The organism is Streptomyces sp. NPDC088785, from assembly GCF_044750685.1.
Taxonomy (GTDB): domain Bacteria; phylum Actinomycetota; class Actinomycetes; order Streptomycetales; family Streptomycetaceae; genus Streptomyces.
Map to the genome: position 1 here is coordinate 55,378 of NZ_JBIVKH010000011.1, position 14,036 is coordinate 69,413.

The window sequence follows — 14,036 nt, forward strand, 5'->3', positions numbered from 1 at the left end:
TCCGCCGTTCCGGACGCACGTGAATCCCCGCGGTCGGTTCGAGCCGGACATGAACCGGCACCTTTGCCTGGGGCCGGAGGGCGGCGCGGGCTCGGTCCGTCCGGGCGGCCCGCGGACCGATGGGCAGCGCCGCCGCCGACACGGAGCGGGCAGCTGAGCATGGGTGATTTGATACCGAAATGCCACCTTCTGGGAGATTCGTACGGCGGATGATGTTGCGTGATCCCTCCGAGGAGGGGCGCACGGCGACGAATCTGGAGTTGTTCTTCGACCTGGTCTTCGTGGTGACGGTCAGTGCGATCGCCGGGCAGTGGCATCACGCGATCGCGGGCGGGGATGTCGCGTCGGGGCTGGTGTCGCTGGCCGTGGTGATGTTCGCGGTGTGGTGGGCGTGGATGGGGTTCACGTGGTTCGCGAACTTCTTCGACACCGATGACGTCGCCTACCGGCTGCTGGTCTTCGTGCAGTTGCTGGCGTCGCTGGGTCTGGCCTCCGGGATCCCGTACGTGTTCCAGGACGATGACTTCCGGGTCATGACCGGCTGTTACGTGCTGCTGCGTGTGGCGATGTCCGTCCAGTGGCTGCGTGCGGGCCGCGCGAACCCGCAGCTGCGGCGGTACAGCCTGCGGTGGGCGTCGGGGATCTGGACGTGTCAGGTCTTCTGGGTCGTCTTCGCCTTCGGCCACTGGCCGGGGGCTGTGGCGGTGGTGATGGTGCTGGTCGGGTGTGCGGGAGAGCTGGCGGTGCCGGTGTGGGCGAACCGGCTGCCGCCGGGGCGGCGTGCGGTGACGCATCCGGAGCACATCGAAGAGCGGTACGGGCTGTTCACGCTGATCATCCTGGGTGAGATGGTGCTGGGCGCGTCCGAGGCGTTCAACGGCGCCTTGGAGGACCACGCCCATTCGTGGCCGCTGGTGACGGCGGCGGTGCTCTGCGCGGTGCTCGCTTTTCTGCTGTGGTGGCTGTACTTCGGGTTCCTGGGCCACTACGACCTCGGTGACAACCGGACGGCGTTCATCTGGGGATTCGGGCACTACTTCGTGTTCGCGTCGCTGGCGGCGGCGGACGGGGCTCTCGGGGCGCTCATCGACGCCATCGCCGAGACGGAGTCGGCGCTGCCGGGCTGGGGTGTGGGGCTGACGCTGGCCGCGCCGGTCGGCGTGTTCCTTCTCATCGCCTCGCTGATGCGCGCGGCGGCCGGGGCGCGGCTGCGGGGCTGGTGGCTGTGTGCCGCCGCCGTGGTGCTCGGCGCGGGGACGGGCGCGGGGTCGTGGGGGCCGGTGTGGGCGCTGGCGGCGGTCTGCGCGGCGCTCGCCGTGCTGCTCGCGGCCCAGATCATCGACGAGGCTTCCGGTTCCCGCGCCGGCTGAGCAGGCGGCGGGCGCCGCCACCCCGGGTGAGGGTGTGGCGCCCGGACGGGGCGAGGGTGCGGCCCCAGGGCCGTCGCCCGCTGAGGCTACTCGGTGTAGCGGGTGGCGAGGGCCGGGGACTGGCCGCCGAAGGCGGCGAGGTCGGCGGTGAACACGTCCTTCAGGAGCTGGGAGTCCTCGACGCCCGGGGCGCTGACGGTCTCACCGAGTTCCAGGCCACGCAGGGCGCCGGTGACGAGGTCGTCGGCGCTCATGCGGGGCACGGCGCTCATGTCCAGGCCCTGGGAGGAGTGGAACTCGGTGGCCACCACGCCGGGGCAGACCACGCCGACCGTGACGCCGGAACCCTCGACCTCGGCGGCCAGCGTCTGGGTCATCGCGACCAGGTAGGCCAGGGTTCCCGCGTACACGGCCCGGCGCGGCATGACCTCGGGTCCCGCCGGACCGGAGAAGGCGATCATGCCGGCGACGTTGAGGATGGTGCCCGTTCCGCGCTGCTGCATGGGGCCCACCGCGGCGCGCATCAGCTGAGTGGGGGCGAGGACCTTGACGTTGACCAGTTCGCGGGCCCGGTCGGCGGGCAGGTCGGCCAACGGCATGTAGTGGGAGACGCCGGCGTTGTTGACGAGCATGTCCAGCGGCTCAGTGGCGCACAGTGCCGCGAGGGTGTCGATGCCTTCTTCGGTGGAGAGATCGGCGGTGACGGCGCGGACGTCGACTTCGGGGTGGGCGGAGACGAACTCGTGCAGGCGTTCCTGGCGGCGGCCGACGATGATCAGGTCGTAGCCGTCGGCGGCGAAACGCTCGGCGAACGCCTTGCCGATGCCGGAGGTCGCGCCGGTGACGAGGGCAAGCTTGCTCATGGGGAGTGTTTCCTTTCGAGAGGTCCGGCTCGGGCGGCCGGGGCGGTGGGGGTGTGGTGCGGCCAGGCGAACGCGCGGCGGTACTGGTCGGCGGACGTGTCCGGGCCGGTCGTCGCCCAGGCCGTCACCCGTACGGGGAGGGGCAGGAAGAAGCGGGGTCGGCCTCGACGCCGTTCACGTCGATACGCCACTCGATGACCAGCGGCAGTTCGGCCGGCGCCCCGTCGCCGGCCACATGGACGGCGGGCGGGTCCAACCGGTGCACGGCGATATCGCCGCGGTTGTGTCGTTCACGCGGAACCAGCTGGGTCACCTCGGCGATGCTCGTGTCCCTGCCCATGTCCGGGTCAGCCGTTCAGGCGGGACAGCAGCGCGGGCAGGCCGCGGGCCCCGGACAGGCCCCGCTCGGTGACCTCGCCCGGGTCGGTGCCGGCATCGCGCACGGCCCGGTCGAACAGTTCCATGTCCAGGGCCTCGACCTGGGAGAGGTGCTCGACGTTGTCGGGGCGGACCATCGTGTTCAGCAGGCTCAGCGCGGCGCTGGAGGCACTGCCGAGTTCGAGGACCTCCACCAGCGGGCCGAGCTCGACATCCATCCGGGCGGCCAGGGTGACGATGTCGGCGATGGACCGCTGGTTGAGCATCAGCAGCGCGTTGTTGAACAGCTTCGCCGTCTGCCCCGCACCGGACGGCCCGAGGTGCACGACGTGCGCGGAGAATGCCTCGAACACCGGCCGGCACCGCTCGGCAGCGGAATGCGGACCGCCGACCATGCAGATCAGGCGCTTCTCCTCGGCCGCCGGGCGTCCACCACTGACCGGGGCGTCCAGGACCGCCACACCCCTGGCCGAGCACCGCTCGGCCAGACGGGCGGCGGTGGCCGGAACGCCCGTGCCGTGGTTGACGACGACCGCGCCCTCTCGCAGGCGGGGCAGCATCTGCCCGACCAGCCGCTCGACGTCCTCGTCCGTGCCCACACACAGCGCGACGACGTCGCACGCGGCAGCCAGCGCCTCGACCGAGTCGGCCGCCTCGTGCGGGACATCGGCCAGCGGTTCGAGAGAGGCCGGGCGGCGGGCCCACACACGCAAGGGGAATCCGGCCCCGGCGATCGCCCGAGCCATCGGCAGACCTTGATCACCCAGGCCGATGAAGCCGACGACGGGAGTGTCCTGGGGTGCTCTCGTTTCGCTCATGCATTCAGCATGAGCACGATTCACATCATTAGGTAGTAGACCCGCCTTCCTGGGACTATCAGTACCAGGAAAAGCAATATTCACCTTTGCCACAATGACGGCATGTCCTCGACCGAACTCGGCGAAGCCCTGCACGCCTGGCGCGACCGTGTCACACCCGACCAGGCGGGCCTTCCCGCCGGTGGCCGCCGACGTGCCCCGGGGCTGCGGCGCGAAGAACTCTCCCACCTCGCCGGGATCTCCGCCGACTACATCGTCCGCCTCGAACAGGGACGGGCCCACCATCCCTCGGTCCGGATCGTCGAAGCCCTCGCCCGCGCCCTGCGCCTGGAGAGCAGCGAACGCGAACACCTCTTCCGCCTCGCCGGACTCGCCGTGCCCGGCCCCGGCACGGTCCCCCGTCACATCACCCCCGGCGTCCACCGCATCCTCGACCGCCTCACCACCACCCCCGTCGCCGTCCACGACGCCACCTGGACCCAGCTCCTCGCCAACCCCCTCCACACCGCCCTCATAGGAGAGTGCACCGGCCCCGACCTCAACGCCGCCTGGCGCGCCTTCGTCACCTCCACCACCCGCGTACGCCACACCCCTGAATCCAATGGCGCCCTCCAACAGCTCCTCGCCGCCGACCTCCGCCGCACCAGGGCCCTCTACCCGGACGACGCCGCGCTCACCGAACTGATCACCCGGCTCCGACGGCGGAGCGCCCGCTTCGCCGACCTCTGGGACACCGGCACCACCGCCGAACACCGGTCGAGCCGCAAAACCATCGACCACCCCACCGTCGGCACCCTCACCCTGGACTGCGACGTACTCCACGTCGCCGGAAACCACCTGCGCATCATGGCCTACACCGCCAAGCCCGCCACGGAGGACGCCCAACGCCTCGCCCTGCTCTCCGTCCTGGGAATCCAGACACTCACCGGCTGAAACCCGCACGCCACCGCAGCTCCCTCCTGCGAAACCGACCACCCTGTCGGCGGACGAACGAGGAACGACAGGCACCGGGGCGTCCAATGGACCCGGTATCTCGCGGGTCTGACGGCGGCGCAGATCCCCTGAGATCCGATGACGGCTGCCGACCGGCTGAACCTCGTACGGGCGGAGGCCGGGATCGAGGACTCGCCGGAAGCAGCCCGCACCATGACTCCCCCGGCAGGGACGGACGCGGCCCGGGTGGTCAGGGGGCGGTGGGTTAGATGTCGTCGCGGGGGCGTTGGCGGCGTTCTCGGCGTTGGTCCAGGCGGTCCAGGTGTTCCTCCATGCGCTCGCGGTGACGCTCCAGGTGGCGTTCGAGCCGGGCGTCATGAGGGCCCTGACCATGGCCCCCGAGGAGCCCGCGACGCTCCTCCCGGCGCTCCAGACGCTCCCGGCGCCGCTCCTCCTTCAGGCGCTGCCGCTCGGACCGGGGCAGCTTGCGCTCGACGCCGACGCCGCCCCAGAAGGCGAACCCGGTGATGATCACGCGCGGCGCCCCGGGCTCCCCCGGCACCCCGGACTCGCTGTGGTCGAAGGCGCCCATGATGCCGATGCCGCGCACGACGACCTCGACGCCCGGCGGCACGACCACATTGACGCCACCCATGATCGCGACGCAGTTGATGACGGTCTCGCGGGACGCGAAGTTCGCCTCGCGCAGGTCGAGTTCACCGCCGCCCATGATCGCGACGCAGTCGAACCGGCTCGGCGCCGTCCACCGCCCCTTGCGCTCGAACCCGGAGAGGATGCCGACCCCCCACGCGGACCCGCCCGCCGTCCCCCCGATCCGGGCCGCCCAGTCGGCGGCACCGGCGGGCAGCGGCTCCTTCGTCAGGTTGACCGGCGCGGGCGTCCGCGCGCCGGGCAGGTCGCGGGTGACCGGCAGCAGCTCCCGGTACGTGCGCGCCTTGTAGGTCTCCTCCAGCCGCTCGCCGAACTCCTCCATGTCGAGGCGGCCCTCGGCCAGCGCGTCGCGCAGCCGTTCGGCGACCTGCTCGCGGTCGGCGTCGGAGGCCCGCAGATCGAGGCCGTCGTCCTGGGGGCCGGACTCGTCGGGGCGGTCCGGGAGCGCTGCGTCCGTCATGGGTTTCAGCCTACGGGCGTCACCACGTCAGGGAAGCTCCCCCGGCATACATCCGTGCGATCACACTCTCGATGTCGGGCTCGCGCACGGACAGGTCGGCCAGCGGATAGCGCCCGGCGATCGCGGCGACCAGCGGCGCAGCGGAGTGCGCGGCGGGGAACGCCAGCCACTGCCGCACCCCCTCGACCTTCACCACCCGCGCCGACTCCACCTCGATCGGCGGGAGTTCACGCTCCAGGTCCACGACGAGGGTGCGTTCGCCGCCGCCCCGCTCGTGCAGCCCGTCCAGATCGCCGTCGTACATCAGACGCCCGTGGTCGATGACCATGACGCGGCGGCAGAGCTGCTCGATGTCGGTGAGGTCGTGCGTGGTCAGCAGCACGGTGGTGCCGCGCTCGGCGTTCAAGTCCCGCAGGAATCCCCGTACTTTGACCTTGGAGACGACGTCGAGGCCGATCGTCGGCTCGTCCAGGTACAGCACCTCCGGGTCGTGCAGCAGCGCCGCCGCGATGTCGCCGCGCATCCGCTGGCCCAGCGAGAGCTGCCGCACCGGCACCTCCAACAGCGTTGCCATCTCCAGGAGTTCGACACAGCGGTCGAGGTTCTCCCGATACCGGGCGTCGGGGATGCGGTACATGCGGCGCATCAGCCGGTACGAGTCGATGAGCGGCAGGTCCCACCAGAGCGTGGTGCGCTGGCCGAACACGACGCCGATGCGGTGCGCGAGCCGGGCCCGCTCGCGCGAGGGGTCGATGCCCGCGACGCGCAGCCGGCCCGCGCTCGGCGTCAGGATGCCGGTCAGCATCTTGATGGTGGTCGACTTGCCCGCGCCGTTCGGCCCGATGTAGCCGACCATCTCGCCGCGCGGCACCGTGAACGTCAGCGTGTCCACCGCCCGCACCTCGCGCCGCTCCCGCCGCAGGAACCCCGTCCTGCGGCGCACGTCGAAGACCTTCTCGATCCCGTCCACCTCGATGAGCGGCTCGCCCGGACCGGCCACCATGCCGTCTCCTTCCCTTCGCGCCCTTCGCGCCCTTCGCGCCTTTTGCGCCTTTCGCGTTCCCCGAGCGGCACCGGCGTGCGGCACCGGGCCCGGCACCGGCGCTCAGCTCCCCGTACTCCGATAACCCCGCAGCGCCGCCCGCCACGCCCACCCCGCCGCCGCCAGGCAGACCGCCGCCACCAGCGGCGGCGCGAAGGCGACCCAGCGCGGCAGCTCCAGCGGGTAGGGGCGGCCGAGGACGTAGAGCGCGGGCACCCAGTTCACGAAGGCCAGCGGCAGGACGAACGTGACGCCGCGCAGCAGGCCGTCGCCGAAGACGGTCGGCGGGTACTGCAACAGCGCGTTGCCGCCGAACGTCGCCGCGTTCTGCACCTCGGCGGCGTCCTGCGCCACGATCTGGAACGCCGCGCCCGCGATGAACACCGCGACGAAGATGGCCGCCCCGCTGACCACCAGCAGCGGCACGAGCAGCACCTTCACCGGCGTCCACGACACGTCCAGCGCCACCGCCGACCACACCAGCACCACCAGTCCCTGGGTGATCCGGCCGGTCCTGCGCAGCGCGAACTGGTCCGCGGCGAGCTGCACCAGGACCGGCGCGGGCCGCACCAGGAACACGTCGAGCGTGCCGTCCCGCACCCGCTGCCCGGTCCGCCCCAGCGACCCGGCGGCCAGATCGGCGAGCCCGAAGGCGGCGCCCGCGGTGCCGTACAGGAAGGCGATCTCGGGCAGCGCGTACCCGCCGAGCCGGTCCACCTGCGAGAACATCAGCAGGATGGAGCAGAACTCCAGGCCGGTCATCGCGAAGTTGCCGAAGGCGGTCAGCGCGAACGACGCCCGGTAGGACATGGTGGAGCGGATCCACGCCCCGCTGATCATGCGGAACACCCGCGAGGCCGTCAGCACCCGCTCCCGGAGGCGCTCAGCCACCCTGCACCACCACCCGCCGGGTCGCCGCCCGCTGCGCCAGCCGGCCCGCCCCGAGCAGCCCCGCCGCCCACACGGCCTGGAAGAGGAAGCTGCCGAGCACGCCCCGCCCGGGGTGCGTGCCCATCAGTACGTCCGCCGGCACCTGGAGCAGCGCCGACCAGGGCAGCGCCCGGGCCACGTCGCCGATCGTGCCCGGGAACACGTTCAGCGGCAGCAGCATCCCGGAGAAGAACGTGCCGACGATGCCGTACATCTGCACCGCGCCGTTGCCGTCCATGAACCAGAACGCGGACATCGCCACGAGATAGCGCAGTGCGAAGCTCACCACGCAGCCGAGCGCCACCGCCACCAGGAAAGCCGCCCACCGCAGGACGTCGTGCGGCAGCGCGAGCGGGAAGGCGAGCGCGCCGACGGCCAGCGGCACCACCCCGCGCCCGAGCAGCTGGAACAGCGCCCGTCCCAGATCCAGGGCGAGCCACCAGCACTGCTGGTCGACGGGCCGGTACAGGTCGACGGCGATGTCCCCGCTGCGGATCCGGGCCATCAGCTCGGCCTCCACGCCGGACGGCATCCCGAGCATCATCACGGCGAAGAGCGCCTGGCCGACCCAGACGAAGGTGAGCGCCTGCGACTGGTCGTAGCCGCCGAGGTGGGGGCGCTCGTCCCACAGCGCCAGATAGGTGGAGGCGATGATCACGCCGAAGACGGTGTTGGTGACGACGCCGGCCGCGGTGGACGTGCGATAGGTGGCGTACCTGCGCAGTCCACCGGCGGCGACGGCCGCGTATAGCCGGAGAGCGTCCACCGGCGCCAGCCTAGGGGCGGCCTGGCCTCGCCTGCCATGCATTTTTCCAGTGATGTAGGAGGCTTATGTGTCATACGAGGCGTACGTGACGTACGACGCGAAACAGGAGTTCCACAGGACATGAGCAGCGACGAGCCGCCCCCGCAGGACCCCGGCCCCGGTCCCGGGCCGGACCGGGACCCCGCCGGGCCCACCGGCAAGGGCAAGGGCAGGCGCCCCCGGCGCACGGGCTGGCGGCGGCTGATCCCCACCTGGCGGATGGCGCTCGGCACGCTCATCGGCCTCGTCGTGCTGTGCTGCGGCCTGTTCGCCCTCGGCTACGCGCTCGTGGACATCCCGCCCGCCAACTCGGCGGCCACCGCGCAGAGCAACGTGTACCTGTACGCGAACGGCGCCCAGATCGCCCGCGACGGCGACGTCAACCGCGAGAACGTCCAGCTCGCCCAGATCCCCAGGACGGTCCAGCACGCCGCGCTCGCCGCCGAGGACCGGGACTTCTACTCCGAGTCGGCCGTCGACCCGAAGGCCATGCTGCGCGCCGCCTGGAACACCCTGCGCGGCCGGGGCAAGCAGTCCGGCTCGACCATCACGCAGCAGTACGTGAAGAACTACTACCTCGGCCAGGAGCAGACGGTCACGCGCAAGGTGAAGGAGTTCTTCATCTCCATCAAGCTGGACCGCGAGGCGTCCAAGGACGAGATCCTCACCGGCTACCTCAACACCAGCTACTTCGGCCGCAACGCGTACGGCATCCAGGCCGCCGCCCAGGCCTACTACGGCGTCGACGTCGGGGACCTGACGACCGCCCAGGGCGCCTACCTGGCGGCCCTGCTGAACGCGCCGAGCGCCTACGACGTGGTCGCGCACCCCGAGAACAAGGCCCGCGCCCTCGCCCGCTGGAACTACGTGCTCGACGGCATGGTCAAGAAGAAGTGGCTCAGCGCCTCCGACCGGCGCAACACGACGTTCCCGATGCCGAAGGAGGCCAAGGGGGCGGCCGGCATGTCCGGCCAGCGCGGCTACATCGTGCAGGCCGTCAAGGACTACATCACCAGCAACAAGATCCTCGACGAGGACACCCTGGCCACCGGCGGCTACCGCATCACCACCACGCTCCAGAAGAAGAAGCAGGACGCCTTCGTCGACGCGGTGGACGACCAGCTGATGTCGCGGCTCGACACCTCGGCGCGCGACGTCGACAAGAACGTACGGGCCGGTGGCGCCGCCATCGACCCCGCCACCGGCAGGGTCGTCGCCATGTACGGCGGCGTCGACTACACGAAGCAGTACGTCAACAACGCCACCCGCCGCGACTACCAGGTCGGCTCCACCTTCAAGCCGTTCGTCCTCACCTCCGCCGTCGCCGACGGCTCGACGACGCAGGACGGCCGCACCATCACGCCCGACACCCTGTACGACGGCACCGACAAGCGCCCCGTCCAGGGCTGGGACGGCGGTTACTACGCCCCCGAGAACGAGGACGGCGTCTCCTACGGCGACATCACCGTGCGCACCGCCACCGACCGGTCCGTCAACTCCGTCTACGCCCAGATGGCCGTCGACGTCGGCCCCGCCGAGGTGAAGCGGACCGCGGTCGGCCTCGGGCTGCCGGAGAACACCCCGGACCTCACCGCCTCCCCCTCGATCGCGCTCGGCCCGGCGACCGCCAGCGTCCTCGACATGGCCGAGGCGTACGCGACCCTCGCCCATCACGGCCGGCACGGCACGTACACGATCCTGGCCTCCGTCAGCAAGGACGGCGAGAAGGTCGGCCTGCCCGAGCGGGACACCCGGCGGGCCGTCGACCGGGAGGCCGCCGACACCACCACCTCGGTGCTCCGGTCGGTCGTCGACTCCGGCACGGGCACCGCCGCCCGGGCCGCGGGCCGCCCCGCCGCCGGCAAGACCGGCACCGCGGAGGAGGACACGGCGGCCTGGTTCGCGGGGTACACCCCCGAGCTCGCCACCGTCGTCGCCGTCATGGGCCAGGACCCGCAGTCCGGCGCGCACACCTCGCTCTACGGCGCCGCGGGCCTGCCCCGGATCAACGGCGGCGGGTTCCCCGCGCAGATCTGGGCGCAGTTCACCCGCACGGCGCTGTCCGGCACCCCGGTCGGCGACTTCGACCTGGAGCTGGAGGAGGGCGCCGGACAGCCGCCCCTCCTGCCCACCGCCACCGCGCCCGGGACCTCCTCGGCGCCCGCGTCCGAGGAGCCGTCCGCCTCCGACGAGCCGTCCGGGGAGCCCACCGGCGAACCGGCCTCCCCGACGGACGCGTCGTCGCGGCCCCCCGAGAGCCCGCAGACCGACGAGCCCGACCCGGACCGGCCGGACGAGGGCGACGGGGGCGGCGACGGCGGCGACGTGCTCAATGGCCTGACGTCACCTTCAGGCCCACGATCGCCACGAGCAGCAGACCGATGAAGAAGATCCGCGCGGCCGTCGCCGGCTCCCCCAGCAGCAGCATGCCGACCACGGCCGCGCCCGCGGCGCCGATGCCGACCCAGACGCCGTACGCGGTACCGATGGGCAGCGACTTGGCGGCGTAGGACAGCAGCATCATGCTCGCGACGATGCCCGCGCCGGTGAACACGCTCGGCCAGAGCCGGGTGAAACCGTCGGTGTACTTCATGCCGATCGACCAGGCGACTTCGAGAAATCCGGCGATCACGATCAGGATCCAGGCCATGACTGGCACCTCCGTCAGTGGTTCTCAACAGGGGTGCGTCGTCTTTGCGGATCCCGGTACGGCGCGTCTCGTCGGGTACCCCCCACGGTAGCAAAGGGCGTGCAAAAGGGGCTGGTGACCATGGTCACCAGCCCCTGCGCGGCGTTCTACAGGTACAGGCCCGTCGAGTCCTCCGAGCCCTCGAACCGGTCGGCCGCCACCGCGTGCAGGTCCCGCTCGCGCATCAGCACGTACGCGACACCGCGCACCTCGACCTCCGCCCGGTCCTCCGGGTCGAACAGCACCCGGTCGCCCGGCTCCACCGCCCGCACGTTCTGCCCGACGGCGACGACCTCGGCCCACGCCAGGCGCTTGCCGACGGCCGCCGTCGCGGGGATCAGGATGCCGCCGCCGCTGCGCCGCTCGCCCTCGGCCGAGTCCTGCCGCACGAGCACGCGGTCGTGCAGCATCCGGATGGGCAACTTGTCGTGCTGGCTCTTCTCGCTCACGCCACGAAAATACCCGCCCCGCCCGCTCCCGGGTGCGCGCGGGTCAGCGCTTGCGGCGCCGGGTGGTCAGCGTGAGCAGGCCGACGACGCCGACCACGACCAGCGCGGCGGGCACCAGCCGCTCCAGACGCGGCGCGCCCTCCTCCGTGACCAGCTGCCCCTTCACGTCCGAGACCAGCCGATTGGCACTGACATAGGCCCGGCCGACCGTGTGGTCCACCTGGGCGGCGAACCTGGCCTTCGCGTCGCCGACGATCGTCTTGGGGTGCACCCGCACCCCGAGCTCGTCGAGCGTCTCGGCCAGGGTCTCGCGGCGGCGCCTGATGTCCGCTTCGATCTGCGCCGGCGTCCGCGTATCCGGCGTATCCGTGTCCGACACCGCGCTGCCTCCGTGGTCGCTGCGTAACTAGCTGTGTGTGTGGTGATGGACAGTCTGTCAGCTCGCCGCCACGGTTACCCCTCGGCACCCCCATTACGCTCAACGGGAGTCCCCTACCGCGAGGAGAACGAGCGACATGAGCGAGCGACTGAAGCCCGGCGACACGGCCCCCGCCTTCACCCTGCCCGACGCCGACGGCAACGAGGTCTCCCTCGCCGACCACAGGGGCCGCAAGACGATCGTCTACTTCTACCCGGCCGCGCTCACCCCGGGCTGCACCAAGCAGGCCTGCGACTTCACCGACAACCTCGACGTGTTCGCCGAGGCCGGTTACGACGTCATCGGAATCTCTCCCGACAAGCCCGAGAAGCTCGCCAAGTTCCGCGAGAAGGAGCAGCTCAGGGTCACTCTGGTCGGCGATCCCGACAAGAAGGTCCTGGAGGCCTACGGCGCCTTCGGCGAGAAGAAGCTCTACGGCAAGGTCGTCACCGGGGTCATCCGCTCCACGGTCGTCGTCGACGAGGACGGCAAGGTCGAGCACGCCCTGTACAACGTGAAGGCGACCGGACACGTGGCGAAGATCATCAAGGACCTCGGCATCTGAACCGGCCCGCCCGGGTACCCGCCCTGTGACGAAAGTCCCCCCGCCCGGGGACTTTCGTTTGCAGGCGCCACGATCGAGCAAGTGATCCCCTGGATACGTTCCATGTCCAGAGAAGGGATCCACCCCATGACCACCGACACCGAGGAAGGGCAGGCGCCCGACCCGGAGGCGGTCAAGCGTCACCGGGCGCTGTTCCGCGCCGTCAGAAGGCGCAAGAACCCGCCCCTGCGCCGCACCGACATCACCGTCACCGACGAGTCGGCGGTCAAGCGGGCGGTGAAGGCGGCCTCGCTCGGCAACGCCATGGAGTGGTTCGACTTCGGCATCTACTCCTACCTCGCCGTCACCATCGGCCATGTCTTCTTCCCGTCCGGGAACGACACGGTCCAGCTGATCTCCTCGTTCGCCACCTTCGCCGTCTCCTTCCTGGTACGGCCGATCGGCGGCATGGTCTTCGGGCCGATGGGTGACAAGATCGGCCGCAAGAAGGTCCTGGCGATGACCATGATCCTGATGGCGGTCGGCACCTTCGCCATCGGCCTGATCCCGTCCTACGCCACCATCGGCTTCTGGGCGCCGGTGCTGCTGATCCTCTTCCGGCTGGTCCAGGGCTTCTCCACCGGCGGCGAGTACGGCGGCGCGTCCACCTTCATCGCCGAGTACGCGCCGGACAAGCGCCGCGGCTACTTCGGCAGCTTCCTGGAGTTCGGCACGCTCGCCGGGTACGTCGGCGCGGCCGGTCTCGTCACGGCGCTGACCGCCTGGCTCGGCAGCGACGGCATGGAGTCCTGGGGCTGGCGCGTGCCGTTCCTGGTCGCGGGCCCGATCGGCCTGGTCGGCCTCTACCTGCGGCTGAAGCTCGACGAGACCCCGGCCTTCCAGAAGCTGGAGGACGAGTCGTCCCACAAGGCGTCCGACGCCGCCTCCACCGTGGAGACCACCGCCAAGGGCGACCTGGCCACGATCTTCCGCGACTACTGGCCCACCCTGATCCTGTGCATCTGCCTGGTCGGCGCGTACAACATCACCGACTACATGCTGCTGTCGTACATGCCGACGTACCTGTCGGACGAGATGGGCTACTCCGAGGCGCACGGCCTGCTGATCCTCATCGGCACCATGGTGCTGCTGATGTGCATCATCAGCCAGATCGGCAAGCTCTCCGACCGCTTCGGCCGCAAGCCGCTCCTGATGACCGGCATGCTCGGCTTCTTCGTCCTGTCGATCCCGTCCTTCCTCCTGGTCCAGAACGGCGCCCTGTGGGCCGTCTCGCTGGGCATGGTGCTGCTCGGCCTCTCCCTGGTCTGCCTCCTCGGCACCATGTCGGCCGCGCTCCCCGCGCTGTTCCCGACCCAGGTCCGCTACGGCTCCCTCTCGGTCGGCTACAACCTCTCGGCCTCGATCTTCGGCGGCACGACCCCCCTGGTCATCACCGCCCTGATCGGCCTGACCGGCTCCGAGATGATGCCCGCCTACTACTCGATGGCCGCGGCCCTCGTCGGCGTCATCGCGGTGGCCTGCATGAAGGAGACGGCGCAGAAGCCGCTCGCCGGTTCGCCGCCGTCGGTGGAGACCGACGAAGAGGCCGCGGAGCTGGTCGAGTCCCAGTCCCCGTCCCCGAAGTTCTGACCGCGCCGCCCTCGT

15 protein-coding genes and 1 riboswitch are annotated in these 14,036 nt (G+C 71.0%); of the genes, 5 read left to right on the forward strand and 10 right to left on the reverse strand.

Annotation, left to right across the window (positions count from 1 at the left end; genetic code table 11):
* The first annotated feature begins 209 nt into the window (after positions 1-209).
* A complete protein-coding gene (locus ACIP5K_RS26155) occupies positions 210-1,370 on the forward strand; it encodes a low temperature requirement protein A (protein WP_401413240.1) in 1,161 nt (386 codons plus the stop codon).
* Positions 1,371-1,456: 86 nt separating this feature from the next.
* Here the strand turns inward: ACIP5K_RS26155 and ACIP5K_RS26160 are convergent, their stop codons facing one another.
* From ACIP5K_RS26160 to ACIP5K_RS26170, 3 genes are all read right to left on the reverse strand, one after another.
* Positions 1,457-2,233: an SDR family NAD(P)-dependent oxidoreductase gene (locus tag ACIP5K_RS26160; RefSeq protein ID WP_401413241.1), complete on the reverse strand. Its 777-nt coding sequence runs from the start codon at positions 2,231-2,233 to the stop codon at positions 1,457-1,459.
* Between the two features lie 124 nt (positions 2,234-2,357).
* Complete coding sequence (locus ACIP5K_RS26165; RefSeq protein WP_401413243.1) at positions 2,358-2,546, reverse strand: hypothetical protein; 189 nt, start codon at positions 2,544-2,546, stop codon at positions 2,358-2,360.
* 34 nt (positions 2,547-2,580) lie between these two features.
* The gene (locus ACIP5K_RS26170) at positions 2,581-3,429 is read right to left on the reverse strand and encodes an NAD(P)-dependent oxidoreductase (protein WP_401413245.1); all 849 of its coding nucleotides are present in this window, start codon (positions 3,427-3,429) and stop codon (positions 2,581-2,583) included.
* A gap of 102 nt (positions 3,430-3,531) precedes the next feature.
* On the opposite strand from ACIP5K_RS26170, the gene ACIP5K_RS26175 reads away from it, so the two are divergent.
* Entirely contained in the window at positions 3,532-4,362 is an 831-nt protein-coding gene (locus ACIP5K_RS26175; protein WP_401413247.1) for a helix-turn-helix transcriptional regulator, read from the forward strand.
* A 265-nt stretch (positions 4,363-4,627) separates the two neighbouring features.
* On the opposite strand, the gene ACIP5K_RS26180 is transcribed toward ACIP5K_RS26175, so the two are convergent.
* The 4 genes from ACIP5K_RS26180 to ACIP5K_RS26195 form a co-directional block, all read right to left on the reverse strand.
* Positions 4,628-5,494, reverse strand: coding sequence for a DUF1707 domain-containing protein (locus ACIP5K_RS26180; RefSeq protein ID WP_401413249.1), 867 nt, complete (start codon positions 5,492-5,494; stop codon positions 4,628-4,630).
* A 19-nt stretch (positions 5,495-5,513) separates the two neighbouring features.
* Positions 5,514-6,497, reverse strand: a complete 984-nt coding sequence (locus ACIP5K_RS26185) for an ATP-binding cassette domain-containing protein (protein ID WP_401413251.1) — start codon at positions 6,495-6,497, stop codon at positions 5,514-5,516.
* A 102-nt stretch (positions 6,498-6,599) separates the two neighbouring features.
* The gene (locus tag ACIP5K_RS26190; RefSeq protein ID WP_401413475.1) at positions 6,600-7,376 is read right to left on the reverse strand and encodes an ABC transporter permease; all 777 of its coding nucleotides are present in this window, start codon (positions 7,374-7,376) and stop codon (positions 6,600-6,602) included.
* A gap of 43 nt (positions 7,377-7,419) precedes the next feature.
* Entirely contained in the window at positions 7,420-8,274 is an 855-nt protein-coding gene (locus ACIP5K_RS26195; RefSeq protein WP_401413253.1) for an ABC transporter permease, read from the reverse strand.
* Positions 8,275-8,352: 78 nt separating this feature from the next.
* On the opposite strand from ACIP5K_RS26195, the gene ACIP5K_RS26200 reads away from it, so the two are divergent.
* Positions 8,353-10,656: a transglycosylase domain-containing protein gene (locus ACIP5K_RS26200; protein ID WP_401413254.1), complete on the forward strand. Its 2,304-nt coding sequence runs from the start codon at positions 8,353-8,355 to the stop codon at positions 10,654-10,656.
* Here the strand turns inward: ACIP5K_RS26200 and sugE are convergent.
* The 3 genes from sugE to ACIP5K_RS26215 form a co-directional block, all read right to left on the reverse strand.
* The gene (gene sugE / locus ACIP5K_RS26205; RefSeq protein WP_401413258.1) at positions 10,601-10,921 is read right to left on the reverse strand and encodes a quaternary ammonium compound efflux SMR transporter SugE; all 321 of its coding nucleotides are present in this window, start codon (positions 10,919-10,921) and stop codon (positions 10,601-10,603) included. The genes ACIP5K_RS26200 and sugE overlap by 56 nt on opposite strands.
* A gap of 32 nt (positions 10,922-10,953) precedes the next feature.
* A riboswitch (guanidine-III (ykkC-III) riboswitch) is annotated at positions 10,954-11,024 on the reverse strand.
* A 43-nt stretch (positions 11,025-11,067) separates the two neighbouring features.
* Positions 11,068-11,370, reverse strand: a complete 303-nt coding sequence (locus ACIP5K_RS26210; RefSeq protein WP_086020378.1) for a co-chaperone GroES — start codon at positions 11,368-11,370, stop codon at positions 11,068-11,070.
* Positions 11,371-11,452: 82 nt separating this feature from the next.
* On the reverse strand, positions 11,453-11,788 hold the full coding sequence (locus ACIP5K_RS26215) for a DUF3618 domain-containing protein (protein ID WP_401413260.1): 336 nt from the start codon (positions 11,786-11,788) through the stop codon (positions 11,453-11,455).
* A gap of 136 nt (positions 11,789-11,924) precedes the next feature.
* Between ACIP5K_RS26215 and bcp the strand changes: the two genes are divergently transcribed.
* A complete protein-coding gene (bcp, locus tag ACIP5K_RS26220; RefSeq protein WP_401413261.1) occupies positions 11,925-12,392 on the forward strand; it encodes a thioredoxin-dependent thiol peroxidase in 468 nt (155 codons plus the stop codon).
* 126 nt (positions 12,393-12,518) lie between these two features.
* Entirely contained in the window at positions 12,519-14,021 is a 1,503-nt protein-coding gene (gene proP / locus ACIP5K_RS26225) for a glycine betaine/L-proline transporter ProP (RefSeq protein ID WP_401413263.1), read from the forward strand.
* The last annotated feature ends 15 nt before the right edge of the window (positions 14,022-14,036 follow it).

Bases quoted from the DNA above. Each gene is read 5' to 3' on its own strand.
- ACIP5K_RS26200 (WP_401413254.1), top strand. From the start codon at position 8,353: ATGAGCAGCGACGAGCCGCCCCCGCAGGACCCCGGCCCCGGTCCCGGG.
- ACIP5K_RS26180 (WP_401413249.1), bottom strand. From the start codon at position 5,494: ATGACGGACGCAGCGCTCCCGGACCGCCCCGACGAGTCCGGCCCCCAG.
- ACIP5K_RS26210 (WP_086020378.1), bottom strand. From the start codon at position 11,370: ATGCTGCACGACCGCGTGCTCGTGCGGCAGGACTCGGCCGAGGGCGAG.
- ACIP5K_RS26195 (WP_401413253.1), bottom strand. From the start codon at position 8,274: ATGCATGGCAGGCGAGGCCAGGCCGCCCCTAGGCTGGCGCCGGTGGAC.
- sugE (WP_401413258.1), bottom strand. From the start codon at position 10,921: ATGGCCTGGATCCTGATCGTGATCGCCGGATTTCTCGAAGTCGCCTGG.
- ACIP5K_RS26155 (WP_401413240.1), top strand. From the start codon at position 210: ATGATGTTGCGTGATCCCTCCGAGGAGGGGCGCACGGCGACGAATCTG.
- ACIP5K_RS26175 (WP_401413247.1), top strand. From the start codon at position 3,532: ATGTCCTCGACCGAACTCGGCGAAGCCCTGCACGCCTGGCGCGACCGT.
- ACIP5K_RS26160 (WP_401413241.1), bottom strand. From the start codon at position 2,233: ATGAGCAAGCTTGCCCTCGTCACCGGCGCGACCTCCGGCATCGGCAAG.
- proP (WP_401413263.1), top strand. From the start codon at position 12,519: ATGACCACCGACACCGAGGAAGGGCAGGCGCCCGACCCGGAGGCGGTC.
- ACIP5K_RS26185 (WP_401413251.1), bottom strand. From the start codon at position 6,497: ATGGTGGCCGGTCCGGGCGAGCCGCTCATCGAGGTGGACGGGATCGAG.
- ACIP5K_RS26190 (WP_401413475.1), bottom strand. From the start codon at position 7,376: ATGATCAGCGGGGCGTGGATCCGCTCCACCATGTCCTACCGGGCGTCG.
- bcp (WP_401413261.1), top strand. From the start codon at position 11,925: ATGAGCGAGCGACTGAAGCCCGGCGACACGGCCCCCGCCTTCACCCTG.
- ACIP5K_RS26170 (WP_401413245.1), bottom strand. From the start codon at position 3,429: ATGAGCGAAACGAGAGCACCCCAGGACACTCCCGTCGTCGGCTTCATC.